Here is a 25,933-nt window from a genome sequence, read left to right as displayed (position 1 = left end):
TCGCTTTTTTTATATGTATGAAAAATAGATTAGTCGTTTGTACGCTTGTTTTTGAGCCAGTACCAGCCCAGGTTAAAGGCAATTACGACGTGATTAAAAATAGTCGGGATCAATCCGTAATACCGTTTCATAATCTCAAAACGCTCCTGTAAACTTTGGCGATGTCTTTTTTTCGACATCCCCCCTACCAGATATTTGGCTACATACCGGTTTACGTTTACTATTTTTTGGCTCTTTTTGGCTGCGCGGATGATCCAATCAATATCGGCACTAAGCTGATAACGATTGTCATAGGGCTCGGCTAAACTACGCCTGATATAGATAGCCTGATGACTAATGCTCATGCCATATTTAAAATCGCGCCAGGTAAATGTGACTGGGGCATGGTGTCTGCGTTGGCCAAGGTTTTGTCTGCTATCATCCATCATCTCTGTTTCACCATAGTAAATGTCGGCGTCCTCTGCCGATGCAAAAACAGCGATCACGGTGTCGGCATCGTAAAATTCATCGCCGGAGTTCATAAAGATCACATAATCACCGGTAGCCATGGCCAAGCCCTTGTTCATGGCATCATAAATGCCTTTGTCTTTTTCGCTGATCAGTTTACTGATACGGTCGCGGTATTTATCGATCACATCTAACGTGCCATCCGTTGATAAACCATCTACAATAATATATTCTATATTCTTATACGTTTGTCCTAAAACGGAAAGCATAGTACGTTCAACGTCACGTACATTATTATACACAATGGTAATCACACTCAATGTAGGCTCAAACATCAGCATCCTCCTTTTGCAACAGACTTTCGTAAAGCCGGATATGCTTTTGGGCAATAACCTCTTCCGAAAATGTGTCCATGATGATTTGCCGAGCCTGTTGCTGTATTAACTTTTGTTCTGGATGTTTGATGATCCATTCCATACCATCTGTAAAGCTATCTTCCGATTTATAAGTGGCCAGATAGCCATTGTATCCATGCTGCACCATATCAGGTATCCCCCCCGTTGTAAAGGCTATTACAGGCGTTCCGCAAGCCAGGCTTTCCATTACTGTGTAGGGCAGATTATCCTCCAGCGATGGTATCAAAAAAGCGTCTGCGGCGGCATAGCATTGAGCAAGTAGTTCATCGTTATTGATCGTACCCAAAAAGCTGGTTTTGAACGGAAAATCGGGCACGCCTTCCGTTCCGCGGTTACCAAATATCACCAGCTCTATTTTATCTGCATCCGCTCCCAGACGCTGTTTTAGCAGTTCCAGGCTATTCAGCAGATATTGGGTACCCTTATGCAGATCTTTCCGCGATGGCATAAAACCACTCAGGAAAATAAATTTATCTGTGGGCAGTCCGGCCTTCTGTTTGGCTTGCTTTTTATCAGCAGGCTTAAAAATGTCGGTTTCCAGCGTATTAGGGATATGATTTATCGCCTTCCCACGCATCAGGCTGCTGTTTTTTACAGATGCCTGCATCCAGGAACTTGGTGCAGCTACGGTAAAGTCGAGCAGATCATACGCCTTGCGCTTTTGTTGCCATATTTTGTGCGAAATATCATTGTCTCCCTCATGGATCAGCAGCGGGCAATTGCCGCATTCCCTCATATAATGATCGCAGGCATAGCGTACATGGCAGCCGCCGGTGAATGCATTACTATCATGAAAGGTCCATACCACAGGTTTGTTCAGTTTGGCTATCTGGGCTATATGCTTCGGATCCAGAAAACCATGATTTATCCAGTGTAAGTGTATAATATCGGCGTTTTTCACGTCTGGCTGGCGGATAACCGACCGCCCGAACCAGGTAAAAGAAAATGGGGTGCGCGATAAGGGTTTCAGGTACCTTTTGGCCAGGATCCGCTCCAGGATAATGGTGGCTGCGGCATAGGCTTTTTGCACCGGATTACGGTTAAAAGTGCCTATCTGTGGATTTTTCCCGAACTTATAGTGCACGATGACCTTTGAATCAACATTTTGGCTGAGTAGTGCCCGGTTTAGCCGCATACAGGCCCGGCCCGCGCCGCCATTGCCATCATAGGTATTCAGATGCACTACTTTTAACATGCTCCAAAAATACATTTATTCGGGCCGAACCCAAATACCGGCTGGTGCTAAAAACTCGTTTTGTTTTTTCGGAATCTTCGGCGACCAGCTTTTTAACAATCCAGTCTTGATTAGCCTCGGGAAAAACTTTTTAAACCTTAAATTTTAACACTTTTCTGCTCAAAAACAGGGTAAAAACAGCCCAAAACTCATTCAAAAACCCTCATTTTAACACTTTTTAACAAATTTCAAAGCAGTTTTAACGTGTTTTTAAAACTTTAAAAAGTATTAATTTATTGATTATCAAATAACAACACACCAAACGATCGTTTTTTATTCTCTTTTTTCCTTTAACAAAACAGCCCGGTTATCCTTTTTAATCGGATAACCGGGCCGTGGTATATACAAATATACTGATTTTTTTGGTGGGATAAAAGCCCAGCGGGGTAAAACCAGATATGTCATTGCGAGCGTAGCAATCTCGCAGTTGTGTTTATCGAAGAGAACGCGAGGAGATTGCTTCGTCGTTCCTCCTCGCAATGACATATATAAATTGGGGGCTTTACCCTACCCTCTGCTTCACAAACCTTACCATTCGCTTAAACAGGTTGCCTTTGCGGTGGGCCAGGAAATGTTTGATGGCCTGGTAGGCTTTTTCGTTTTCCTCAATTACATCGGGGAATTTTTTGACGGGCTGCTGCGAGATGTGCACATCGTACATGTTTTCGCGGTTGGAGTGTACGCCAGTACCATCGTGCCCGATATTGTTGATAAGCGAACGCGCCGGGTTAAGCGTAAGACCATCTTTTAAAAAGATGGAGGCATACCAGCGGATGGCCCAGGAATTGTTTTTCCCGGCTTTAAATTCCTGTATCTGCCGCCAAAAGTTCATCTTGCCTTCTATCGAAAAGCGGATGATGCTGAGCGTATCAAATTGAGCTATCAGCTTGTCAATATCGGGTTCAAAATGGTTCCAGGAGCGGGCCCAGGTTGCCCAACCCCAGCTGCTGGCCGCCCGGTAAAAGAACGACTCGGGCAGGTCCTTATCCTTCAGGTTATACATGTAGGCACCGATATGCATCACCTTTTCCTGGCTGGCATAATAGGTTAGTGCCTCATTAAAATACTCCAATGTATAGGGCGACGACAGCAGATCATCCTCAAAAACAATCACCTTGCCGTACTCATACACCAATTGCGTTACCCCGCTGATGATGGACTCGGCCAAACCCAGGTTATGATCGCGCTCTATAACCCTTACCGATTTAAAGCCGGTAGTTTCGCGGGCTATCTGCCTTACCTGCTCCACCTTATCGCGATCGGCATCGGTTTTGGCAGCATCGCAAAAAATGTACAGCCTCGATTCCTCTGCCAATACATTTTTTTGTAAGTGGATTAAGGTACGGCGCGTATGATCGGGCCGGTTGTATACAAATAGCGCTATAGGGGCAAGCTGTTGCATAGTTATTTTACTGTTGGGCATTTGTTGGGTATCAAGTAGCTAGTATCAAGTATCAAGACTTTTTAAAACATAAGAGCTCCGTCTTGTGTAGCTGTCTTGATACTTGATACTAACTACTTGATACTAAAACTTGATACTATTAGAATAATTCTGGTTGATTGCTGGCTTTCTTACACAAAACGGTATAAGCGTTGGCAAATTGTTCTGTTACTTTTTTTCCGAAAATTTTTCCAAGACCTTGCTTCACGGTAAACTCCGCCGCTATCTTCAGATTTTTCACAAAGCTCTTGTTCTTTTTCTGATTTACGTAAGCGTTAAAGCGGGTTACTTCGGGTTCAATCATCGATGTCAGATCTTTTTCAATCTCAAAACCTTCGGTGCGCAGCAGGTAACGCAGCGATGTTGGCGTGTACACATTGATGTGGCCATAAGCCAAAAAGTGTTTAATACGGGCATCCACTCCGGTTTTATAATCGCGGGGCACTTCAATAACGCATTGTTTGCCTACACGTTTTAATTCGCGCAGTAACAGGCGCTCGTGCTCCACATGTTCCAGCACGTGCGACAGGATGATCAGATCAAAGCTATCATCGCCAAAAGGCAGCTTATAACCATCAAATACCTGTGCCGATGCCAGATTTTTAATACCGCGCGATTGAATATACTCCACCCCACTGCCTGATATTTCGACAGCATGGTATTCGGCCGCGAAGTTATTATCCGACAATATTTTGAGGATACTGCCATCGCCCGCGCCAACTTCGAGCACTTTGGTAAAAGTGAGTCCACGGCAAACCTCGATGATATGCTGGGCCTTGTATTTGGCGCTGAGCATACGCCAGGCCTCGTCGTGCTGTTGATAAAACTGATCGTACGCGGTTTTGTAGTTACCGCCAATAATTGATTCCTGCATGAGTTTACGAATGTAAAACTATCACTTTAATGTTTATGTTTTTTAGCAGGTAAAATTTTTAATAACATGAGGGAGACGCATGTGATGCGTCTCTACATTTTATTTCCTTGTAGAGACACATTACATGTGTCTCTTATTATAGGCGATACTCATCCCCCCTCTCCCCCTATAGCAGCATTTTCCCCTCCTCGCAATGACGCACGTAGAAGGATTTACCATTTCCCTGGCTCGGCCTTACCCATTTTGCCATTCAGCCCGTCGTTAACAGCGGTCAAAAACTTCCGGTACTCCTGCTGTTTGGAGCTCAGGATACTTATCATCCATAGATAAAACAGATATAGACTTTTGTTGATCGAAAAAATAAAAGATGAATCCACCGCATTGCGTGCGTAAAAATACATCCGGTTCCTGACTGCGTAATAGGTACGGAAGCTCCATTGATCGAGCAGGTGCGAGTGAAAAGCTTTGGGCTGATAAGTTAAGCCTTGCGACTGATCGATATCAACTACCTTGCATTCCGGGATCAGCCATATCGTTCCGCCGTTTTTGGTGATGCGATAGGTGTATTCCGAATCATCTACATACAGATAAAACTGTTCGTCGGGGAAACCGATCAGCCCGATCATAGCGCGATGCATCAACAAGCCGCCGTAAGGCACATAAGGCATAGCAGCCTTTGGCAAATACGCCGATGCGCCAGAAAACTTGTCGCGTGCTTTAGATAAACGGTTTTTAAAGATGTGGAATATGCTGAAACCCATAAAATTATTGGGCACCAGGTAATATCTGCCCGGATTCTCGCCCCGGGCTATTTTTACATGGGGCGGCCTGTCTTCGCGCAGGCAATACAACGCTTTTTGATCGTCGGCACCCTCCGTTTGTTCCCAGTTGCTTAGCAGGATATCCAGTGCGCTTGCATCGGGCAAATTATCATCATCCAGCAGCCAAACCATATCGGCATCGGTTTGCTGGTAAGCGTATTCCAAAGCTTGTTTATAACCGCTTGCTGAGCCCAGGTTTTCGGCATTGTATAAAACCTTTACACGGCTGTCGTTCAAGTGGCCGGCATATTCTTCTACATTATAAAGCGCGGCATTATTCACTACTACCACTTGTGTTACCGGGGCAAATGACAGCACACGTTTTAGTACCTGTTCCAGAAATTGCCACCTATTTGCATAGGTAAGCGTTAACACACACACTTTATATTTTATATTTGCCATTTGCATTTCAAAATTATCATTTTAACCCGTAAACACGGCCAACTAACTGAATGGGCATCATAAAAAAACAAACCATTAAAGGCACCATATATTCCTATCTGGGGGTGCTTATCGGTTTTTTATCTATCAATTACCTGATGCCCCATTCCTTAACTCCGGCGGAATTTGGTTTGATAGCCATGTTGACGTCGGCTCCTTTGGTGTTCGCGCAATTCTCTATACTGGGTTTTAACGGTACTGCCCGGTATTTTCCTTACTTCCGCAATGATGAAAAAAAGCATCACGGTTACCTATTCCTGGCCTGCATGGTGTCATTGGTGGGTACTATTTTATTTGTGCTGATAGCCTGGTTGTTTAAAGACCAGATAGTGAGCCATAATACTGATGGGGGCTCAGCCAAATCATCGGCCCTGTTTAGTGTATATTATTGGTATCTGGTGCCCCTTACTGTTTTCACCTTGTTTTTTAATGTATTCGACCTGTATGCTCGCATGCTTTATAACATGACTACAGGTCTTATACTGCGTGAGTTTACCAAAAGGGTGTTTATACTGGTACCCATTATGCTCATCTATTTAAGGCTCATCAGCTTTGAGAATTTTATGTGGCTATGGCTGGTGGCCAACCTGATACCTACCTTTTTTATCATAGCCCGGATAGTACGCGATGGCCAATTTTCGCTTAAGCCAGACATGGCGTTTTTAACCCGCAATATGGTTAACAAGCTCATAGGCATTTGCTTTTTTACCATACTAACAGGAATGGCGCCTGTTATAATTCAAAATGTAGATAATTACCTCATTTTTAAAAAACTCGGCCTCAGCGCAACTGCTATATATTCACTGGCCTTTAACTTTGGCCTCATTATCTCCTTACCTACACGTTCGCTGTACAGCATTGCTTATACCGTTGTATCTGAATCATGGAAAAGCAAGGATATTAAAAATATCCGTACCGTGTATGAAAAAAGCTGTGTAACCCAACTTATCGCCTCCTTGTTCCTGTTTATATTGATGTGGGCAAGTATCGATAATATTTTGGGTATTACCCCGCCAATATACAGTACAGGTAAATACGCTATATTTTTTGTAAGCCTGGGTTTTTTGATCGAGGCATCAACAGGTATCAATGGGGTGATTATGGCCACATCAAAATATTTCAGGTATGAGGCGCTGTTTAACCTGTTGTTGGTGGTAATTATTATTGTGGCCAATCTGCTGCTGATCCCGCGTTATGGTATTACCGGATCGGCCATAGCCTCGGCTATAACTTATTTTATTTTTAACCTGTTCAGGTATATATTTATCTGGATCACGTTTGGCATGCAGCCATTCACCATTCAATGCGTGTTGGCACTGGCAGCCGGTATACTGGCTTATTATTTATCGGTTTGGATACTACCGTTACACATCGGTAATTATTATGTGGATACTATTGTACGCACCGCTTTTATCACCGCGCTTTATTTACCGGCCGTTTACTTTTTGAAGCTGTCTGAGGATATCAACAGCATTATTGATGGTGCTATTGCGAAGTTGAAGGGTAGATAACATTTTCAGCTAAAAATTAGCGTTATAAACGCTCGGCCATGTTAAGCACTCGTTGCAAACGAGGGCCGGCATCAAACTCCCCTCTTGAGAGGGGGCGCGTTGGCTTGTGTAATGGCAGGGGTGTGTTCATTAAGCAGAATAACACACCCCTCCACCCCTCTCAAGAGGGGAATCGCACAGCCTTCCGCTTTTTTTGTATCCCCAACACCTATCGCTACAAATGAGCCAAAGCATACACGGCAGCAGGGCTTTTTCACTAAAAAAGTGGGTTTACATGGTTTACATTTTTCATGGTTAATATTATTACATATAGCTTATAATCAATTACTTATATTAATTTTTAGTAATAAATCACATAAAACATGTAAACCCACTTTTTGGCATTTTTTGTCTTCCCAACATTTGTGATTCCATGCCGGCGCAAATGAGGCAACAAAAAAGGCGGTACTATAAAAGCACCGCCCCCGTTAATTGACCAGTTAATTTATTTCTTATTGAGGCATGTTAAACCAGTTAACCCAGCCACCGGCCGAGGTCCAATAAATCTGCATCAGATTGGTATTGTTTAAAGCAAACACGTTAATGTTATTGGCATCTCTTGCAACTGCTGCCGGAGCCGAAGTAATAGAGCCATTCAGATCAGTCCAGGCCGACCAGCCAGCGCTTGCAGTCCAGTAAATTTGTTTCAGGGTGTTTGATGTGCCTTTGGCATATACATTTAGGTCATTAGCCGAACGGGTTATAGCGCTGGGTGCAGATGAAATGGTACCGCCCAGATCGGTCCAGGATGACCAGCTGCCCGAAACTGAATAAATTTGCACCAGGTTGTTGTTGGTGCCTTTAGCATAAACATTGGTGGTTGATGAGCTTCTGGATACAGCAGCAGGAGCCGAAGTAATATTGCCGCCCAGGCTTGACCACGAGCCCCATCCCGATCCGGCGTTCCAGGTAAGCACAACCAGGTTGTTATTTGCACCTTTTGCAAAAACAGAAAGGTCATTAGCTGTTTGTGATGTAGATGAAGGCGCGGAAGTGATGTTACCCCCCAGGTCGATCCATGGCGACCAGCCCTGGCCATCTACATAGTAAATCTGCATGAGGTGACCGCTTGGCCCCTGTGCAAATACATTGATGGCGTTTGATTGTCTGGAAGAAGCGCAAGGTGCAGAAATGATGTTACCGCCCAGATCTTCCCAGGCAGTCCAGCCGCCGGCGCTTGTCCAGGTTTTGTGTAACAGGGTGTTGGTGGTGCTTCTGCCAAACAGATCAAGGGTACCGCTGCTTTTTTTGCTCACAGCACCAACTTCTACAGCGGTATCAGGACCAGTTACGCTGTTTACATTTTTGGTTGAAGCTGATACTTTTTTTGAAGCTGGGTCAACGAGTTTGTCGTTACCTTTTTGGCATGAGGCGAGCGCGCCTGTTAACAGCATGCCAACTACAGCATGTGCAAGATTTTTTGTGAAGGTTGTCATAATGGTTGTATAGGTTTTTATTAATGGCAATCTACAACTATTATGTTTAATTTATATATTATATATATTAAATATATACCCGTCCGCATAAATACATAAACAACTGTATATCAAAACATAAACATCAAAAACATATCTAACAGTATACAAAATCAATTATTAAATGACATTATTTTGATAATTAACACACCTTAAAGATCAAAAAAAGCTACAAAAGCATATTATTTATCCAAATTCCATAAATACATTTATTAAAAGCATAAAAAAAGCCTCCAGGAAAATCCTGAAGGCTTTTGTATCAATTAAAGTCTGAAATCAATTATTGATTTACAAACCTTTTAGCGTTAATTCTTCTTTCGTTTTCATTCAGGAATATTTTACGCAAACGGATGCTTTGTGGTGTTACCTCAATGTATTCATCAGCCTGGATATACTCCATTGATTCTTCTAACGAGAACTTGATAGCAGGTGCAATACGCACGTTGGTATCGCTACCAGATGCACGCATGTTGGTTAATTGCTTGCCTTTGGTTAAGTTGATCACCAAATCGTTATCGCGGATGTGCTCACCCAAAACCTGTCCTTCGTAAATATCAACACCCGGATCAATAAAGAAACGGCCGCGATCCTGTAATTTATCTATAGCGAAAGCGGTAGTTTTACCAGTATCCATAGATACCAATACCCCGTTTGAACGACCAGGAATTACACCTTTCCATGGCTCGTAAGCCTTAAAGCGGTGTGCCATGATCGCTTCACCTGCAGTAGCGGTTAACACGTTATTACGTAAACCGATGATACCGCGTGATGGGATCTCGAACTCCAAGTGCTGTAAGTCGCCTTTTGGCTCCATGATCAGGAGGTCGCCTTTGCGTTGTGTTACCAGCTCAATTACTTTACCGGCAACATCGCCCGGTACGTCAACAATCAGCGACTCCACCGGCTCGCATTTAACACCGTCAATTTCTTTAACGATAACCTGTGGCTGACCTACCTGCAATTCGTAACCCTCGCGACGCATAGTCTCGATCAGTACTGACAAGTGAAGGATACCGCGGCCATACACCAGGTATGAATCTGGCGATTCGGTTTCAACAACCTTCAATGCCAGGTTTTTCTCCATCTCTTTAAACAAACGGTCGCGCAGGTGGCGTGAAGTAACAAATTTACCTTCTTTACCAAAGAAAGGTGAAGTATTGATGGTGAACATCATGTTCATGGTAGGCTCATCAATTTTGATTACTTCCAGTTGTTCAGGGTTTTCAAAATCGGCAATGGTATCGCCAATATCAAAACCTTCAATACCAACAACCGCGCAGATATCACCAGATTTTACTTCGGTAGCTTTAACCTTACCTAAGCCTTCAAAAGTGTAAAGCTCTTTGATGCGCGATTTAACAATTTTGCCATCGCGTTTTACCAAGGATACCGGCTGGTTTTCTTTGATGGTACCGCGGGCCACACGACCGATAGCGATACGACCTACGAAAGAGGAGTAATCCAAAGAGGTGATCTGCATTTGCAAAGTACCTTCAGCAATAGGCGCCGCCGGAATGTTTTCCAGGATGGCATCCATTAACGGGAAGATATCTTCTGTTGGTTTTTTATAGTCGGTACTCATCCAACCTTGTTTTGACGAACCGTAGATAACCGGGAAATCCAGTTGTTCTTCGGTAGCTTCCAGGTTGAAGAATAATTCAAATATCTGTTCGTAAACTTCTTCCGGGCGACAGTTTTCTTTATCTACCTTGTTTACAACCACAATAGGTTTTAAGCCTAAAGCCAAAGCCTTTTGGGTTACAAAGCGGGTTTGAGGCATAGCGCCTTCAAAAGCATCACAAAGTAATAATACACCATCGGCCATTTTTAATACGCGTTCCACCTCGCCACCAAAGTCGGCGTGACCCGGGGTATCAATAATGTTGATCTTAACGTCTTTATATCTAACAGAAACGTTTTTTGATACGATGGTGATACCACGTTCACGTTCCAGATCGTTATTGTCCAGTATCAGTTCACCGGTTGATTCGTTGTCCCTGAATATTGAACAGCTGTGCAATATTTTGTCAACCAATGTGGTTTTACCGTGGTCAACGTGTGCGATAATCGCGATGTTTCTTATTTTTTGCATGAAAATGCTCCCTAAAATTTGGCGCAAAGGTAAGCTTAATATATGGCATTTTAAAGGATTGTCAATTTATACACAAACTTTTATACAATTAAATTACCAAAACAGCATAAACGCCGATTCTTTTAACCTACTGATTAACTAAATTTTACATAGCAATCGTTACCGTCCAAAAGCCCAGATCAAAAACTTAGGCAGTGCTTTGGCCCAGGTGGCCGTGTCATGGGTGCCGCCAACCAGCTCCACATATTGTATATCATTGGGACGGGTATAACCTTTGTTTTCCAGCTCTTTGATCAGATCGATGGTGTCGTCAATAGCATCGATGATGCCATTCTTGTTGCGGTCGGTAGTTTCATCTCTGGTACCGGTTTGCAGCCAGAATTGAAGATCGGGTTTACCGGTAGTGTTCCTGATAACTGAATGCATGATCCGGTCGGCATCGGTATAGCCTTTAGCCAGATCTTTGCTCCGCCACCAGAATGATCCGGAAAACACGCCTACTTTATCAAACTCTTCGCTATTGTTCCATCCAATATCAAAAGCCGAAAGGCCTCCTAAGGAAAATCCGGCGAAAGTCGTGGTTTCAAAATCACTGATACCGGTTTGTTCTTTAACCTGCGGCAGCAGTTCGGTTTTTATAAATTCAGTATAAACATCAGCTTTGGAGCCACGCTTTTTAAAATCAGGTTTACCGGCTACGCCATATTCCTGTATACGATCTTCACCTGCATGTATAGCTACCACCAGCGCGGGTTTGATGCGATTGGTGTTATACAATTGCTCCAGCGTTGTCAATAACTGTAGATTTTCCAGCTCCTGCCCGTCGTTCAATAACAACAGGTTCAGTGGCTCGGTGAGTTCCTGCTCATCGGGCATAACCAGCGTGCAGGTAACCTCGCGGTTAAGTAATGCAGAATTTATAGTGATATTTTTTTCAATGATCGTCATTTCCGTTTCAGCCCAGCCCCAATACATCTTTATCTAAATTTTAAGGGTGCAAAAGTAAAAATACTTTTTGTTTTTACCCCTAACCTTTAATTTATCAGACTGTTGCCTTTTTCAATCAAACCACTTAACTTACCTTCTGAAACCAAAAATCTATTATTTTGACCGAAAAATATCACCGCTGGCATTCGCCAAATTTAAGTGCCGATCTGGAAATGCTGGTATTCGGCGATCGTGGTTATCCCGTGATCCTGTTCCCTACAACCAGGGGCCGTTATTATCAGAATAAGGATTTTGGATTGATAGAAAGCGTAAGATGGTTTATTGATCAGGGCTTGGTCAAGATCTACTGTCCCGACACTATCGACGACCGCAGCTGGTACGACAAAGGCATCTCCCCTGCCGACCGCGCCCGTAACTATACCTGGTACGATAAAATGCTGGTTGATGAACTGGTGCCCTGGGCCATGCACGAAACCGGCGTGGGTAAAGTAGTTATGGCAGGCTGCAGCTTCGGTGGTTACCATGCGGCCAACTTCGCGTTTAAACACCCCGAAAAGGTAAGCAATCTGTTTACCATGGGCGGCGCATTTGATATTAAAATGTTCACGGATGGTTTTTATGATGATGATATATTTTACAACAATCCCGTTGATTTTTTACCGGGCGACAATGCCCCGGATCTATGGAACATGAACATCATTTTAGGAACATCGGAGTACGACATCTGTAAAGAGTATAACCTGCAGCTATCGAACATCCTAAATCAAAAAAACATTAAACATTGGCTGGATATCCGCCCTTTTGCCCATCATGATTGGCCCATCTGGCGCGAAATGTTCCCGCATTATTTATCAACGATAAGATAGAAGCAAGAAATCAAGAACCAGGAATCAAGACAAATCATTAATTACAAAAGGCAAGCATGCCAACTGCAAACCGTTAACTGCAAACTAAATCTACCCCCATGAAAAAAATAGGCATCTTATTCGGACAGGAAAATTCATTTCCACAGGCATTTGTTGATCGGATCAACCAAAAGGCCGAAAAAAATATTTCGGCAGAGTTTGTACGCATAGATAAAGTTTTACAGGCCGAACCATTGGATTACGCGGTGATCGTCGACCGGATATCGCAGGATGTGCCCTTTTACCGGGCCGCCCTCAAAAACGCGGCTATCTGCGGTACCGCGGTCATCAATAACCCCTTCTGGTGGAGCGCCGACGAAAAATTCTTTAACAACGCCCTGGCCGTAAAGCTGAGCGTGCCCGTGCCCAAAACGGTGATACTGCCCTCCAAAGAGCTGCCGGACGATACTACCGACCGGTCATTCCGCAACCTGGCCTATCCTTTGGATTGGGACGGCATTTTTAACTATGTAGGTTTCCCAGCCTATATGAAACCTTTTGACGGCGGCGGCTGGAAAGAGGTTTACCAACTGCAAAACAGGGAAGATTTTTTTAATAAGTACGATCAAACCAAACAATATGTGATGATGCTGCAGGAAGAGGTTGTATTTGAAGATTATTTCCGCTGCTACTGCATCGGTGGCAAGCATGTACGCATTATGCAATACGAGCCGCGCAACCCGCATCACCTGCGTTATGAACATGGTAAAGCCCCGGCAGCTAAAAAACTATTGGATACAGTTAAAGATTATGTGATTAAGCTGAACCAATATTTGGGTTACGATTTTAACACGGTTGAATTTGCCGTTCGCAATGGTATTCCTTACGCCATTGATTTTTGCAACCCGGCTCCTGATGCCGAAGTAACCAGCGTGGGCCAGGAAAATTTTGACTGGGTGGTGGAAACCGCAGCCGATTATGCCATTGACCGCGCCAAAAAACAAAAGACAGGTTTGGATAACCTTACCTGGGGCGAATATGTAAAAACATCGGCAGCCAAAACACCGCTGATCAGCCCCAAGCCGGTAAAAAAGGAAATTTATATTGGCCGGGTAAACCCTCCTGTTGAAACGGAGAGTAAAGTAAAGAAAGTAGCGAAAGCACCTGCCCTGGCTAAAGAAGTCGCCCAACCTGTTAAGGTTAAGGCAGCAGAAAAACCAAAGAAAGAAAAAGAAGTAAAAAAAGCAGCTAAAAAGCCTGCTGCTAAGAAATAAAATTGAAGTCATCCCCAATTTATTTCGGGATCCCACATGCTTAGCCACTGGCTTGTATGGTGTATACCTTGCCCGTGGGATGCTGAAACAAGTTCAGCATGACATGGATAGTGAAAAACAGTTGTCATTTCGAACGGAGTGAGAAATCTTATACGCCCAGCATAACCCGTGTAAAAGATTTCTCACTCCGTTCGAAATGACATTACCTATGTATTAGAAGTACGATAACCTAACCAATTATGAACGAATTTACCCTAGGTGTTGAAGAAGAATTTATGGTGATTGATCCCGTAACCAGGGAGCTAAAATCGCACGAGCAGAAAATTGTGGATAGCGCCCAAAAGATCCATGAGGATCAGGTGAAGGCCGAAATGCACCAGGCCGTGGTGGAAGTTGGCACGCATATTTGCCATAACACCCAGGAGGCCCGCGAGGAGGTAAGTAAACTCCGTACTACGGTAGCCCAACTGGCCGGCGACATTGGTTTACGCATAGGTGCCGCGGGCACGCACCCTTTCTCGCATTGGCAGCACCAGCTGATCACCGATCATCCAAGGTATTTTGAAATTGTGGACGAAATGCAGGAAGCCGCCCGCTCCAACCTTATTTTTGGGTTGCATGTACACGTGGGCATCCAGTCGCGCGATATGGCTATTCACATCGCCAATCAGGTACGTTACTTTCTGCCTCACGTTTTCGCTTTATCAACCAACTCCCCTTTTTGGGAAGGGCGCAATACGGGGTTCAGATCCTTTCGCACTAAGGTGTTTGACAAGTTTCCGCGCACAGGCATCCCTGATACTTTCAGCAGCATTGAGGAGTATGATAGTTACATCAAACTACTGGTAAAAACCAATTGTATTGATAATGCCAAAAAGATCTGGTGGGATATCCGTGTGCACCCCTTCTTCGAAACCATTGAATTCCGGATTTGTGATTGCCCTATGCTGGTTGATGAAACCATCGCCTTTACCGCCCTTTTTCAGGCTCTGTGCGCTAAACTGTATAAACTGAGGCAGCAGAATATGAAGTTCATCACCTACTCACGCGCGCTCATCAACGAAAATAAATGGCGTGCGGCCCGTTACGGCATCGACGGTAAAATGATCGATTTTGGTAAAGAGATGGAAGTAAACACCCGTTCGCTGGTACTGGAATTATTGGATTTTGTGGATGATGTGGTGGATGAACTGGGCTCGCGCGACGATCTGCAATACGTACACAAAATACTGGAACATGGCACCGGCGCCGACAGGCAGTTAGCCGTTTACCAACAAAACAGTAGCTTTGTAGACGTAGTGGATTACATTACCTCACAAACTTTAAAGGGGTTATGACCCCACGGCCATAACAGAGCGTAATAGACTATAAAAAGGCATAACGAAAGAATAACACAAAGAGGGCTGTCACCCTGAGCCCCGTCGAAGGGTAGAGCGCAGAGGCCTGCCCACCATACTTCGACGGAGCTCAGTATGACATCCTTTTGGGAATAGCTGCCAATGGCTACTACATAAAGGAGAGGATTTAACAAACTATAAAAGAACAAAATGACAACAAAACCGGAAATCAGGGTAGCAATACTCGACTTATATGATGGGATAGCTAATGAGGGAATGCGTGGTTTCCAGGAAATTTTGAACCGATATAAAGCACAGCACGAGCTGAATTTAAATTACCAGATATTTGACGTGCGTAGGCGCTGTGAAATGCCGGGTGCTAATTTCGACATTTATATCTCCAGCGGTGGTCCCGGCGATCCGCTGATATCCGAAGGTACCGAGTGGGAGAAAAAATATTTCAGACTGATAGAAAAACTGGAAGACCATAATCTATCCAACACTACTGATAAAAAACATACGCTGTTTGTGTGCCACTCCTTCCAATTGATGTGCCGCCATTATAAGCTGGGCGATATCAACATGCGCCGTTCGCCATCATTTGGGGTACTGCCGGTTAATCAAACCCCGACTGGCGCCCATGAACCTGTTTTTGAGGGTTTAGGTGATCCTTTCTATGCCGTCGACTCCCGCAGCTGGCAGGTGATAAACCCGGATGAAAAGCGTTTTCAGGAACTGGGCATGCAACTGGTAGCTATTGAAAAAGAGCGCCCTCACATTGATCTGCCCCGCGCCATGATGGCCATCCGCTATAACGATTATTTTTTTGCCACCCAGTTTCATCCCGAGGCTGATGCAGGGGGAATGAAAGCTATGCTGCTACGAGATGAGAAAAAGGACGAAGTGATCAACGAGCACGGCGAAGTAAAATACCGCGAAATGCTTGATAGATTAGATGATCCGGACAAAATAACCCATACCCAACGCACGCTGATCCCCAATTTTCTTGATCAGGCGGTAATGAGTTTGCAGGGGGTGGTGGAGTAAATAATTTTCAAAACAATCATTCCATTTTGTCATTTCGAACGAGGTACGAGGAGAAATCTTGTACAATTGACATATCTTATGTATAAGATCTCTCCTCGTACCTCGTTCGAGATCACAGTTTAGCTTTTGCTGTGCTGGGGGACATATAATGTCCTAAAAGGCCTGTCACTCTGAGCCCGTCGAAGAGCGTGTGCAGAGGCCCTATCACCATGCTTCGACGAGCTCAGCATAATATCTTCTCTTAGACTCTGCCTCTCATCTGGAACCCACCATCTCTATCATATCAATGTCATAAATATTTTTAAACATCAGATGTTTTAATAAAAACATCATACCTTTACATATCAAATCATCAGCGATATGGATAAGAAAGAAACCCTCGGTAGCCGCGTCATCAGCCAAATCAGGAATGATATAGCGCAGGGCAAGTTCAAACTCAATGAAAAAATACCCGCCGAGCCCGAATTAATGCAGCTATACAGTGTAGGCCGTTCCACCATCCGGGAAGCCATTAAAACCCTGGCAACCGCCGGCATACTCAAAGTGCAGCAAGGTTCCGGAACATTTGTCAACTCCTTTGTAGGCGAGCAAACTATTGAGCAGCGTTTAAAAAACGCAGACTTTGACCAGATCAACGCCGTACGGGCATTACTGGAAGGAGAAATAGTAAGACTGGCGGCACAAAACCGATCCGAAGCAGATATAAATCAAATTGAGCTATCCCTCGAAAAAAGAAAACAAGCTATACAATCCGAACAGCGACAAGCCTGTGTTGATGCCGACATTGCTTTTCACATGGCCATAGCTCATGCCTCATTAAACAATGTACTGGCCGATCTTTATGAAAGTTTCACCCTCATTATCCGCGATTTCTTTTCCAAACGCGAGGCACAAGGCGTTAGTCATTTTGCCATGAGCCACCACCTGCATGAGCAGCTGTTTAAGGCTATCAAAGTCCAAAAAGTTAAACAAGCCGAGCAACTGATACAGCAAATTTTAAATAACAACTATTAATATCCTTATATCATGACCATTATAACATTCACCCTCATTTTGTTGGCAGGAGCCTACCTGGCCGGCCTGGTTGGCTCGCTCACCGGCTTAGGCGGTGGCGTAGTAGTAATTCCATTACTTACCCTTGTATTTCATGTAGATATACGCTACGCCATTGGCGCAGCTTTACTGGCTTCTATTGCCAATTCTTCGGGTGCTGCGAGCGCTTATATCAAAGAAGGTATCACCAATATCCGTTTAGGGATGTTCCTGGAAATAGCCACGACAGTTGGGGCCGTTGGCGGTGCCATCATCGCGGTGTATACACCAACCAATACCATCGCCATTCTTTTTGGCGCTATCCTTTTATTCTCGGCCGCCATGACCCTCCGCAAAAAGAACATGGAAGCTTTAACCGAAGGCAGTAAGCTATCCTACAAATTAAAACTCAACAGCAGCTATCCCACTAAAGATGGCGAAGTAGAATACAAATTAAAAAATGTAGGCGCAGGCTTCTCTATTATGACCCTGGCTGGTGTTCTGTCGGGTCTTTTAGGTATCGGCTCGGGGGCATTAAAAGTTCTGGCTATGGATTCGGCTATGCACATACCCTTTAAGGTAAGCACCACTACCAGCAATTTTATGATCGGCGTTACTGCAGCCGCCAGTGCTGTAGTGTATTTACAAAGGGGTTATATGGATCCGGGTATTGCTTTCCCGGTGATGCTGGGGGTACTGGGTGGGGCGTTCACAGGTTCTAAACTACTTACCCGTATGGATCCAAAAGTGTTAAAATATATCTTCTGCGTGGCCATCACCTTTGTTGCCGCCGAGATGATATTTAACGGTTATAACCACAAATTCTAAACAAACAAGATCATGAAAAAGATACTTTCAAAAGCCTTTACGGCTGATCAGGATATAGAAAAACTGATTGGTTATTTATTGAGATACGGGGTTATCACCGCAAGCCTTATTGTTTTTATCGGGGGTATTATCTATCTGCATCAATATCAACACAGCAGTATACCCGCGTATCATACGTTTGTGGGAGAACAGGCAGGCTTTACCACTATTAGTCAGATCATGAGCGGTGTTTGCTCATTTAACGCCAAAGGGATTATACAATTGGGTGTACTGGTATTAATTGCCACGCCTATTTTACGCATCTTTTTTTCGTTGATAGGTTTCATATTGGAAAAAGACAGGCTCTATATCCTCATCACTTTTGTAGTTTTAAGTGTGATGATGTTCAGCATTTTCGGGGGCTTAAAAGTTTAAGTCTTGCCGATAGTAAGCAAAAAGGGCTGCTTCAGAAATTTGAAGCAGCCCTTTTTTATGATTTTATTCCCGGCGGGGATTACTTGTTATCTGTATTAAATAGTTTTGATTTATCCACTTTTTGAACCATCATACCATCTGCCAATGTTTTTGATATGGCAGAATATGGGGCGGATACCACTTCTTCGCCGCCTTTTAAACCAGATAGGATCTGGATATAGGTATCATTCTGAATACCGGTAGTTACCTGCACTTGTTTTAATTTACCTGGGGCTGAGTAAACAAACACATACTCTTTAGCCGGAGCACTGATCTGCGACTTTTTATCATCCTTTGAAGCCGCTGCTGCACCAGTATCTTTCTTTTCATCGCGGGTAGTTACCGATTGAATAGGAACCGACAATGATTTTACATGATTGGTGTTGATATCAACCGTAGCGGTTAAACCCGGACGGAAGGGCGATGGGTTATCAACGGTCTTTTTCAACAATGCAGTATAAGAATCTGCATCAATACGAACTTTAACCGTAAAGTTGGTTACCTGATCGGCAGTGGTACCTAATACATTCGCCGAGCTTCCGATTTCGATTACCGAACCTGTAAACTTTTTACCAGAGAACGCATCAATTTCAATATTGGCAGGATCATTTATGGTTATGCGGTTAATATCATTTTCGTTCACATCAACATTCACATCCATTTTACTCAAATCAGATATGGTCATGATCTCGGTACCGGCAAACTGCTGGGTACCCAAAACACGCTCGCCTTTTTGAATTACTAGTTTTGAGATCACCCCATCAACCGGCGAATAAAGACTGGTTTTAGCCAGGTTATCCTGCGCTTCCTTAACAGAAGCTGATTGCTGTAAAAGACCATACTGTGCACCAACCAGGTTTTGTCTGGCGGCTTCTAAACTGGCCTTAGCCCCTTCGTAACTAGCTTTGGCATTGTCAAATTCAGATACAGTAAGCACTTTATTTTGAAAAAGTGTTTTGGTACGGTTAAAAGTAGCTTCCTGGTTGGCAAAAGTAGCCTCTGCCTGTTTAAGCAGTTGTGCCATATTGCCTATAGTTGCTTTTTGAGTACTGTAGCTTGCAACGGCCCTGTCATATCCAGACTTTAAGATGTCCGGACGCACACGGCAAACCAGCTGGCCTTTTTTAACCACGTCACCTTCTTTAACAGGTAGTTCAACAATCTCTCCTGATACCTCTGAGGTTATCTTTACTTCTACGTGTGGTTTTATTTTCCCGCTGGCAGATACCGTTTCATTAATTTCACGCACGTCGGCTTTTTCGGTGGCTATCTGGGTTAAAGACGGCTTACCAATAATGCCGGTAGCCTTTGCTAAAATAAGCAATACAATTATTGCCCCCAGAGCTATCAAAATATATTTAGTAGTTTTTCCCATGACTATGCGTTTCGATATTTTATTATATGTTTAAAAAATTAAGCTTGCGGTGTTACAGCGTTATTGGATTGCCCAGGTAATAATCAATTACCTTGCTTCTGAAAATGAGCTGGTACTGTGCCTCAATCATATCAAATTGTGATTTGTTGAGATTGGTTAAAGAAGTGTTGTAATCTAACGAGTTTACTAAACCAACTGTGAACCGTTGCTGCGTAATATTAAAGGCATCTTTATTAGCCTTATAAGTTTGTGTGGTCGACAGATATTTCTTCTCGGCAGCGCGCAGATCCCAAACCGCCTGATAAATAACTTTGCTTAGCGTGTTGCGGGCCAGTTGAGCCGTTACCTCGGCGTTTTGAGCCTGGATTTTTGCTTTGCGTACAGAAGTACGTGCCGAGAACCGGTTAAAAATAGGGATCTGTAAGCTCACCGCTACGGCCTGGTTAAAGTTGTTACCTATCTGGGTAAAAAATGGATTGCTTTTATATGTTTGTATAAAGCCAGGCTGTACAACAACTTGATTTGTAGCTTGTACAACACCTATAGGTGTCAATGTTCCGGTGGCTATTACCTGATCAATGGTATTTTTTGCATTTGAATAGTTAGAACCGGCCTGACCAACCAAAGTAATGGTTGGATAATAATTACCTTTGGCAACTTTTATGGCCTGTTCATATGATTTCTGCTGAACCTCGGCAAGCAGTACATCCGGGTTCACGTTCAACGCAGTTTTTAATATATCCTGCGGATCATATATTACTTTAATATCGCTCAATTTACCTATATCCGGTTTTTGCACCTCTATTTCGGTAGCCGGGTTCATCTCCATATATTGCTTTAAGGTAAGCATGGATGATTCCAGTTGATTTTGAGCATTGGTATAGTCAAGTTCCGAGGTTGAAAGCTGGGCTTTTGCCTGTGAAAGATCGGCCAGTGTTTGGTTGCCTACATTATAGTTTTGCTGTGCCCTATCCAGCGTTAGTTTGGATATTTCAATTTGCTGTTTCGACGCTTTTACCAGATCCTGGTTGGTTAACACTTGTAAAAAAGTAGTAACCACATTTAATATCAGGTCGTTTTTAACTTTGGACGTGGCTGTTTTATTGGCATCAAGCAATATCTTGTTTTGAATGATCTGATTTCGCAATTGCCCGCCCTGAAATAACGTGATCTGGGCGGTAGCCTGACCATATACCTGTAAAATACGCTGATTAATGAACTGATAGGTTGATTGATCGATATTACGGCCAAAGTTAAACCCACCTTGTGGCGCTGCCGTAAGGCTTGGCAGTTGGTTATTTTTTGACTGTTTCAGATCTTCATCAGACAAGGCCTCGATAAACTGCGATTGTTTAATGGTTAAATTTCGCTCAAGGGTAAGATCAATCGCTTTTTGTAAAGTAATTACTTCCTGCGCTTTAGCTTGAAAACCAAGTGCCGAAAATACAATAGCACCTATAAGAGTTGTTTTAATGGGTAGTGACAATGTTGGTTTCATAAGTTTTTATATGCAATTGTAAGCAACTGATGCTTACCTTGCATGTTCATTTTTGTTTATTTTTTTAAATAAAACATATAAGGCCCGTTTTGTAATATGTATCTGATTAAAACACCCTGGCTGCTAAAAAAGCTGTACCCCCAACTTATCTGGAATAAAAGCAAAGCTAATCGTTGCATTTATCTCACTTTTGACGATGGGCCTATACCAATTGTTACAACACACATATTAAATATTTTAAAACAATATAATGCCAAAGCCACCTTTTTCTGTATTGGGGATAATGTAGCAAAACACCCAGATATTTTCAAACAGGTGACCGACGACGGTCATGCCATCGGCAATCATACGTATAATCACCTTAAAGGTTGGAAAACAGATAACAAAATTTACCTGGATAATTTTTTACTGGCTGATAAAGTATTAGATACTCCCCTTTTTCGTCCGCCATATGGCAGGATCAAAAGGCAACAGATCCTTGATCTGCAAGCTGCCCGACCGGATATTAAAATTATGATGTGGGATGTATTAAGCGGTGATTTCGACATCAACCTAAAACCCGAAGCCTGCCTCGATAAGGTACTGAAACACACCCAGGCAGGATCGGTCATTGTATTTCACGACAGCCTGAAAGCTTATGATCGCGTTAAATACGCGTTACCGAGGGCATTGGAAGTTTGGAGTAAGGCGGGTTTTGAGTTTTGCCCCCTAACCCCCTAAAGCGGGAACGCAGTGGGCGGTTCGCATGAGGTGGAAAACCGAATCAATTTATACCGTGCAGCTCTTTATACCATGCAACCGCCTTTTGCTGAACATCTTTCACAAAATCATTCTTAGCATCATTATAGGCTATCATATTTTCATAGTCACTTTTTGATAGCTCTTTTTTAAGGCGGCAATAAGCATCACGTTCGTTGGGATGAGTGGCCAGATAATCACGGAAGGCAATATGCCTGATCCAATCTTCCGTATCCTTTACAAAAATATGGATATGAGTTAAAGATCTTAAGCCTTGCTTAACAGACGGCAAGTCATTTACATCAATGAGCGATGGAATGGCACCTCCTGTTTCACTTTTATATCTGCAAAAATATCGTCTTTCCGGCCAGTCGGGTTCATACATTCTAACATAAGTGTAATCCTCCTGCATGGGTTTGATGGTTTTATCCAGATCGTCTGCATTTTTTAATCCTACCTGTATATCAATGATGGGTTTGGCACAAAGCCCGGGTACAGATGTGCTGCCTATATGAACTATTGCCGGATCTAAAAACGCCAGTATCCTGCTGATGTTTTCCTGTTCCCGGGCAAACATTCCCGGCCAGTTTTCCTGGTAATCAGTTATCTTTATTTTCATCTCAAGCCTGTTCGGTTAATTCCATGGATAATATTGGATAGGGTTTCCCTGTACCGTCAACCTCAGACCGACCTATTACCACAAAACCCATATGCTGATAAAAACCCACAGCCTGTTGATTCTGTTCATTGACATCAACTTTTCTGATGCCTTTTTCTACAGCAAATTGGAGCAACGCTTTTCCAATGCCCAAACCTCTTGAGTCCGGATGAATAAAGAGCATCTGCACCATGCCATCGCTTAAACCCAAAAAGCCGGTAATCATGCCATCTGCTTTAGTGCAGTGCAGATCAACTGCATCCAGGTATTGATCCAATATCAGCGGCTTATAAAACTGAATATCAGCCTCTGTTAAAAAATGGTGTGTTGCCCTTACCGATGCTTCCCAAATTTCCATAATTCTGGGATAGTCGGTTTTATTAACCGGATAGATGTTTTCGTTTTTCATGATGAACCAACAAATATATAGCATCCCAACGTACCTTCCTAGCAACACATCCACGTCCCTGCAAACTGCTCTCCGCTAACTGCAAACTCCCCCACCTGTCACCCTATTTAGAATATCTCCAAATAACATTTACACAATTGACTGACAGCTTTTAGTAGTAATTTTTGTAAATTCGCCGCACTGAGCCCAGGTACTGGGTTTGGTATCAATTCGTTTACTTTTCACCTAAAAATCAAATACAAATGGCTTTTGATTTAGATATGATCAAAAAAGTTTACGATCGCTACAGCACCCGTGTGGATGCTGCCCGTAAAGCGACCGGTAAACATCTAACCTTAACCGAGAAAATTTTATATGCCCACCTTTCTGAGGGCGATGCTCAAAAAGCATTTGGCCGCGGAGTGGATTATGTTGATTTTGCACCAGACCGTGTAGCTATGCAGGATGCTACTGCTCAAATGGCCCTTTTGCAGTTTATGCAGGCTGGCCGTCCGCAGGTTGCTGTTCCTTCTACCGTACATTGCGATCACCTGATACAAGCAAAAGTTGGTGCAGTTGCCGATTTAAATACTGCTGTTGATGTAAACCGTGAGGTTTATGATTTCCTGGCCTCTGTTTCTGATAAGTATGGTATTGGTTTCTGGAAAGCAGGCGCTGGTATCATTCACCAGGTTGTTTTAGAGAACTACGCTTTTCCGGGTGGTATGATGATCGGTACCGACTCACACACGCCTAACGCGGGTGGTTTGGGTATGATTGCTATTGGTGTTGGTGGTGCTGATGCTTGCGATGTAATGGCAGGCTTACCATGGGAGCTTAAATTCCCTAAACTGATTGGTGTTAAATTAACCGGAAAACTTTCTGGCTGGACATCAGCAAAAGACGTAATATTAAAAGTGGCTGGTATCCTTACCGTAAAAGGTGGTACCGGTGCTATTGTTGAATATTTTGGCGAAGGTGCACGTTCACTATCAGCCACAGGTAAAGGTACCATCTGTAACATGGGTGCCGAAATTGGCGCTACTACTTCTATCTTCGGATATGACGAAAAAGCGGCTGCTTACCTAACCGGTACTAAACGCGGTGATATTGCCGAGCTTGCCAACGCAATTGCCCAGCACTTAACCGGCGACGAGGAAGTTTACGCTAACCCTGAGCAATATTTTGACCAGGTGATCGAAATCAACCTGTCTGAGCTGGAGCCACATGTAAACGGTCCGTTCACTCCGGATCTGGCATGGCCTATCTCTAAATTCGCAACAGCTGTTAAAGAAAACAACTGGCCTACCAAATTAGAGGTTGGTTTGATTGGTTCTTGCACCAACTCATCATACGAAGATATCACCCGTTCCGCTTCTATCGCGAAACAGGCTATCGATAAAAAATTAAAAACCAAAGCTGAGTTTACCATTACCCCGGGATCTGAGCTGGTACGCTACACGGTTGAACGTGATGGCTATCTGAATACTTTTGATCAAATGGGCGGCGTGGTATTGGCTAACGCTTGTGGTCCGTGTATTGGTCAGTGGGCCCGTCATACCGACGATCCTACACGCAAAAACTCTATCATCACTTCGTTTAACCGTAACTTCGCTAAACGTCAGGATGGTAACCCTAACACCCACGCTTTCGTGGCATCACCAGAGATCGTGACTGCTTTTGCTATCGCAGGTGATTTGACCTTTAATCCATTAACCGACACCCTGACCAACGAAAACGGTGAGCAGGTGAAATTTGATGAGCCACAAGGTATTGAAATGCCGGTAAAAGGTTACGCTGTAGAAGATGCAGGTTACCAGGCACCAGCCGAGGATGGCAGCACAGTTCAGGTTATTGTTGATCCAAAATCATCACGCCTGCAATTGCTGGAGCCATTTAAAGCATGGGAAGGTACCGATTTGAAAGGCTTAAAACTGTTGATCAAAGCTAAAGGTAAATGTACTACCGACCATATCTCTATGGCTGGTCCATGGTTAAAATTCCGTGGTCACCTGGATAACATATCCAACAATATGCTGATCGGTGCTATCAACTATTTTAACAACACTGCCGATAGCGTTAAAAACGAACTGACCGGCGAATATGGTCCGGTACCGGCTACCCAGCGCGATTACAAAGCAAACGGCATCGGCACCGTAGTAGTAGGCGACGAAAACTATGGCGAAGGCTCATCACGTGAGCATGCGGCTATGGAGCCACGTCACCTGGGTGTGCGTGCCATACTGGTAAAATCATTTGCCCGTATCCACGAAACCAATCTTAAGAAACAAGGTATGTTGGGTATCACTTTTGCCGACACCAACGATTACGATAAAATCCAGGAAGATGATGTGATCGATATTGACGGCTTAACAACCTTTGCTCCGGGCAAACAGTTAACCGTTGTATTACACCACAAAGATGGTTCTGTTGATTCGTTCCCGGTAAATCATACCTATAACGACCAGCAAATTGAATGGTTCAAAGCAGGTGGTGCGTTAAACATCATCCGCAAACAAATGGCATCTTAATAAGCTCAAAGCCGAAAGGCTAAAGCTGAAAGCTAATATAAAAGCCTCCCTTTTTGGGAGGCTTTTTTGTTGATTGTCTGTTGAGCAATATCTACTCCAAACCCCAGTACAACTATTATAGTGACCTTTAAAATTATTTGCTTACAGCATTCAGAAGACCTAACTTGGTTCTCAAATTTTACATTGTTCA

At 43.6% G+C, this 25,933-nt stretch carries 22 protein-coding genes; 10 read left to right on the top strand and 12 right to left on the bottom strand.

Annotation, left to right across the window (positions count from 1 at the left end):
- Nucleotides 1-29: 29 nt before the first annotated feature.
- From G7092_RS19540 to G7092_RS19520, 5 genes are all read right to left on the bottom strand, one after another.
- Nucleotides 30-782, bottom strand: coding sequence for a glycosyltransferase family 2 protein (locus tag G7092_RS19540; RefSeq protein ID WP_166091566.1), 753 nt, complete (start codon nucleotides 780-782; stop codon nucleotides 30-32).
- Complete coding sequence (locus G7092_RS19535) at nucleotides 775-2,058, bottom strand: glycosyltransferase (RefSeq protein WP_202985360.1); 1,284 nt, start codon at nucleotides 2,056-2,058, stop codon at nucleotides 775-777. The genes G7092_RS19540 and G7092_RS19535 overlap by 8 nt, the downstream gene beginning before the upstream one ends.
- A 541-nt stretch (nucleotides 2,059-2,599) precedes the next feature.
- Complete coding sequence (locus tag G7092_RS19530; protein ID WP_317170007.1) at nucleotides 2,600-3,520, bottom strand: glycosyltransferase family protein; 921 nt, start codon at nucleotides 3,518-3,520, stop codon at nucleotides 2,600-2,602.
- A gap of 118 nt (nucleotides 3,521-3,638) precedes the next feature.
- On the bottom strand, nucleotides 3,639-4,412 hold the full coding sequence (locus G7092_RS19525; protein WP_166091564.1) for a class I SAM-dependent methyltransferase: 774 nt from the start codon (nucleotides 4,410-4,412) through the stop codon (nucleotides 3,639-3,641).
- 212 nt (nucleotides 4,413-4,624) lie between these two features.
- On the bottom strand, nucleotides 4,625-5,635 hold the full coding sequence (locus G7092_RS19520) for a glycosyltransferase (RefSeq protein WP_166091563.1): 1,011 nt from the start codon (nucleotides 5,633-5,635) through the stop codon (nucleotides 4,625-4,627).
- 50 nt (nucleotides 5,636-5,685) lie between these two features.
- Between G7092_RS19520 and G7092_RS19515 the strand changes: the two genes are divergently transcribed.
- Complete coding sequence (locus tag G7092_RS19515) at nucleotides 5,686-7,185, top strand: lipopolysaccharide biosynthesis protein (protein ID WP_166091561.1); 1,500 nt, start codon at nucleotides 5,686-5,688, stop codon at nucleotides 7,183-7,185.
- A gap of 491 nt (nucleotides 7,186-7,676) precedes the next feature.
- On the opposite strand, the gene G7092_RS19510 is transcribed toward G7092_RS19515, so the two are convergent.
- From G7092_RS19510 to G7092_RS19500, 3 genes are all read right to left on the bottom strand, one after another.
- Entirely contained in the window at nucleotides 7,677-8,660 is a 984-nt protein-coding gene (locus G7092_RS19510; protein ID WP_166091560.1) for a PLL family lectin, read from the bottom strand.
- A 319-nt stretch (nucleotides 8,661-8,979) separates the two neighbouring features.
- A complete protein-coding gene (gene typA, locus G7092_RS19505; protein WP_166091559.1) occupies nucleotides 8,980-10,791 on the bottom strand; it encodes a translational GTPase TypA in 1,812 nt (603 codons plus the stop codon).
- 159 nt (nucleotides 10,792-10,950) lie between these two features.
- Nucleotides 10,951-11,739, bottom strand: a complete 789-nt coding sequence (locus tag G7092_RS19500; RefSeq protein WP_235953897.1) for an alpha/beta hydrolase — start codon at nucleotides 11,737-11,739, stop codon at nucleotides 10,951-10,953.
- Between the two features lie 158 nt (nucleotides 11,740-11,897).
- On the opposite strand from G7092_RS19500, the gene G7092_RS19495 reads away from it, so the two are divergent.
- The 7 genes from G7092_RS19495 to G7092_RS19465 all read left to right on the top strand — a co-directional run bounded on the left by G7092_RS19495 (nucleotide 11,898) and on the right by G7092_RS19465 (nucleotide 18,516).
- Nucleotides 11,898-12,605: an esterase family protein gene (locus G7092_RS19495; RefSeq protein WP_166091557.1), complete on the top strand. Its 708-nt coding sequence runs from the start codon at nucleotides 11,898-11,900 to the stop codon at nucleotides 12,603-12,605.
- 98 nt (nucleotides 12,606-12,703) lie between these two features.
- Nucleotides 12,704-13,858: an ATP-grasp domain-containing protein gene (locus G7092_RS19490; RefSeq protein WP_166091556.1), complete on the top strand. Its 1,155-nt coding sequence runs from the start codon at nucleotides 12,704-12,706 to the stop codon at nucleotides 13,856-13,858.
- Between the two features lie 239 nt (nucleotides 13,859-14,097).
- A complete protein-coding gene (locus G7092_RS19485; protein WP_166091555.1) occupies nucleotides 14,098-15,195 on the top strand; it encodes a carboxylate-amine ligase in 1,098 nt (365 codons plus the stop codon).
- Nucleotides 15,196-15,405: 210 nt separating this feature from the next.
- The gene (locus G7092_RS19480; RefSeq protein WP_166091554.1) at nucleotides 15,406-16,242 is read left to right on the top strand and encodes a type 1 glutamine amidotransferase; all 837 of its coding nucleotides are present in this window, start codon (nucleotides 15,406-15,408) and stop codon (nucleotides 16,240-16,242) included.
- 360 nt (nucleotides 16,243-16,602) lie between these two features.
- Entirely contained in the window at nucleotides 16,603-17,256 is a 654-nt protein-coding gene (locus tag G7092_RS19475; RefSeq protein ID WP_166091553.1) for a FadR/GntR family transcriptional regulator, read from the top strand.
- A 12-nt stretch (nucleotides 17,257-17,268) separates the two neighbouring features.
- Nucleotides 17,269-18,102 (top strand): sulfite exporter TauE/SafE family protein, encoded by an 834-nt coding sequence (locus G7092_RS19470; RefSeq protein WP_166091552.1) that lies wholly within the window; start codon nucleotides 17,269-17,271, stop codon nucleotides 18,100-18,102.
- A 12-nt stretch (nucleotides 18,103-18,114) separates the two neighbouring features.
- Entirely contained in the window at nucleotides 18,115-18,516 is a 402-nt protein-coding gene (locus tag G7092_RS19465; RefSeq protein ID WP_166091551.1) for a DUF1634 domain-containing protein, read from the top strand.
- A 79-nt stretch (nucleotides 18,517-18,595) separates the two neighbouring features.
- Here the strand turns inward: G7092_RS19465 and G7092_RS19460 are convergent, their stop codons facing one another.
- Together G7092_RS19460 and G7092_RS19455 are read right to left on the bottom strand one after the other, a co-directional pair.
- On the bottom strand, nucleotides 18,596-19,930 hold the full coding sequence (locus tag G7092_RS19460) for an efflux RND transporter periplasmic adaptor subunit (RefSeq protein WP_166091550.1): 1,335 nt from the start codon (nucleotides 19,928-19,930) through the stop codon (nucleotides 18,596-18,598).
- A 52-nt stretch (nucleotides 19,931-19,982) separates the two neighbouring features.
- The gene (locus G7092_RS19455) at nucleotides 19,983-21,428 is read right to left on the bottom strand and encodes a TolC family protein (RefSeq protein WP_166091549.1); all 1,446 of its coding nucleotides are present in this window, start codon (nucleotides 21,426-21,428) and stop codon (nucleotides 19,983-19,985) included.
- Nucleotides 21,429-21,524: 96 nt separating this feature from the next.
- On the opposite strand from G7092_RS19455, the gene G7092_RS19450 reads away from it, so the two are divergent.
- Nucleotides 21,525-22,148 (top strand): polysaccharide deacetylase family protein, encoded by a 624-nt coding sequence (locus G7092_RS19450; protein ID WP_166091548.1) that lies wholly within the window; start codon nucleotides 21,525-21,527, stop codon nucleotides 22,146-22,148.
- 43 nt (nucleotides 22,149-22,191) lie between these two features.
- Here G7092_RS19450 and G7092_RS19445 read toward each other — a convergent pair whose 3' ends face one another.
- Together G7092_RS19445 and G7092_RS19440 are read right to left on the bottom strand one after the other, a co-directional pair.
- Nucleotides 22,192-22,785, bottom strand: coding sequence for a GrpB family protein (locus G7092_RS19445; RefSeq protein WP_166091547.1), 594 nt, complete (start codon nucleotides 22,783-22,785; stop codon nucleotides 22,192-22,194).
- Nucleotide 22,786: 1 nt separating this feature from the next.
- Nucleotides 22,787-23,233: a GNAT family N-acetyltransferase gene (locus G7092_RS19440; RefSeq protein ID WP_166091545.1), complete on the bottom strand. Its 447-nt coding sequence runs from the start codon at nucleotides 23,231-23,233 to the stop codon at nucleotides 22,787-22,789.
- Between the two features lie 242 nt (nucleotides 23,234-23,475).
- On the opposite strand from G7092_RS19440, the gene G7092_RS19435 reads away from it, so the two are divergent.
- Nucleotides 23,476-25,743, top strand: a complete 2,268-nt coding sequence (locus G7092_RS19435; protein WP_166091544.1) for an aconitate hydratase — start codon at nucleotides 23,476-23,478, stop codon at nucleotides 25,741-25,743.
- Nucleotides 25,744-25,933 lie beyond the last annotated feature (190 nt).

The organism is Mucilaginibacter inviolabilis (assembly GCF_011089895.1).
Taxonomy (GTDB): Bacteria; Bacteroidota; Bacteroidia; order Sphingobacteriales; family Sphingobacteriaceae; genus Mucilaginibacter; species Mucilaginibacter inviolabilis.
Note: the sequence above shows the minus strand (reverse complement) of the source record. Positions and strands in the feature narration are given on the sequence as shown.

Bases quoted from the DNA above. Each gene is read 5' to 3' on its own strand.
- G7092_RS19490 (WP_166091556.1), top strand. From the start codon at position 12,704: ATGAAAAAAATAGGCATCTTATTCGGACAGGAAAATTCATTTCCACAG.
- G7092_RS19455 (WP_166091549.1), bottom strand. From the start codon at position 21,428: ATGAAACCAACATTGTCACTACCCATTAAAACAACTCTTATAGGTGCT.
- G7092_RS19435 (WP_166091544.1), top strand. From the start codon at position 23,476: ATGGCTTTTGATTTAGATATGATCAAAAAAGTTTACGATCGCTACAGC.
- G7092_RS19480 (WP_166091554.1), top strand. From the start codon at position 15,406: ATGACAACAAAACCGGAAATCAGGGTAGCAATACTCGACTTATATGAT.
- G7092_RS19515 (WP_166091561.1), top strand. From the start codon at position 5,686: ATGGGCATCATAAAAAAACAAACCATTAAAGGCACCATATATTCCTAT.
- G7092_RS19530 (WP_317170007.1), bottom strand. From the start codon at position 3,520: ATGCCCAACAGTAAAATAACTATGCAACAGCTTGCCCCTATAGCGCTA.
- G7092_RS19465 (WP_166091551.1), top strand. From the start codon at position 18,115: ATGAAAAAGATACTTTCAAAAGCCTTTACGGCTGATCAGGATATAGAA.
- typA (WP_166091559.1), bottom strand. From the start codon at position 10,791: ATGCAAAAAATAAGAAACATCGCGATTATCGCACACGTTGACCACGGT.
- G7092_RS19475 (WP_166091553.1), top strand. From the start codon at position 16,603: ATGGATAAGAAAGAAACCCTCGGTAGCCGCGTCATCAGCCAAATCAGG.
- G7092_RS19460 (WP_166091550.1), bottom strand. From the start codon at position 19,930: ATGGGAAAAACTACTAAATATATTTTGATAGCTCTGGGGGCAATAATT.
- G7092_RS19525 (WP_166091564.1), bottom strand. From the start codon at position 4,412: ATGCAGGAATCAATTATTGGCGGTAACTACAAAACCGCGTACGATCAG.
- G7092_RS19485 (WP_166091555.1), top strand. From the start codon at position 14,098: ATGAACGAATTTACCCTAGGTGTTGAAGAAGAATTTATGGTGATTGAT.
- G7092_RS19520 (WP_166091563.1), bottom strand. From the start codon at position 5,635: ATGGCAAATATAAAATATAAAGTGTGTGTGTTAACGCTTACCTATGCA.
- G7092_RS19500 (WP_235953897.1), bottom strand. From the start codon at position 11,739: ATGACGATCATTGAAAAAAATATCACTATAAATTCTGCATTACTTAAC.
- G7092_RS19535 (WP_202985360.1), bottom strand. From the start codon at position 2,058: ATGTTAAAAGTAGTGCATCTGAATACCTATGATGGCAATGGCGGCGCG.
- G7092_RS19450 (WP_166091548.1), top strand. From the start codon at position 21,525: ATGTATCTGATTAAAACACCCTGGCTGCTAAAAAAGCTGTACCCCCAA.
- G7092_RS19440 (WP_166091545.1), bottom strand. From the start codon at position 23,233: ATGAAAAACGAAAACATCTATCCGGTTAATAAAACCGACTATCCCAGA.
- G7092_RS19470 (WP_166091552.1), top strand. From the start codon at position 17,269: ATGACCATTATAACATTCACCCTCATTTTGTTGGCAGGAGCCTACCTG.
- G7092_RS19510 (WP_166091560.1), bottom strand. From the start codon at position 8,660: ATGACAACCTTCACAAAAAATCTTGCACATGCTGTAGTTGGCATGCTG.
- G7092_RS19445 (WP_166091547.1), bottom strand. From the start codon at position 22,785: ATGAAAATAAAGATAACTGATTACCAGGAAAACTGGCCGGGAATGTTT.
- G7092_RS19540 (WP_166091566.1), bottom strand. From the start codon at position 782: ATGTTTGAGCCTACATTGAGTGTGATTACCATTGTGTATAATAATGTA.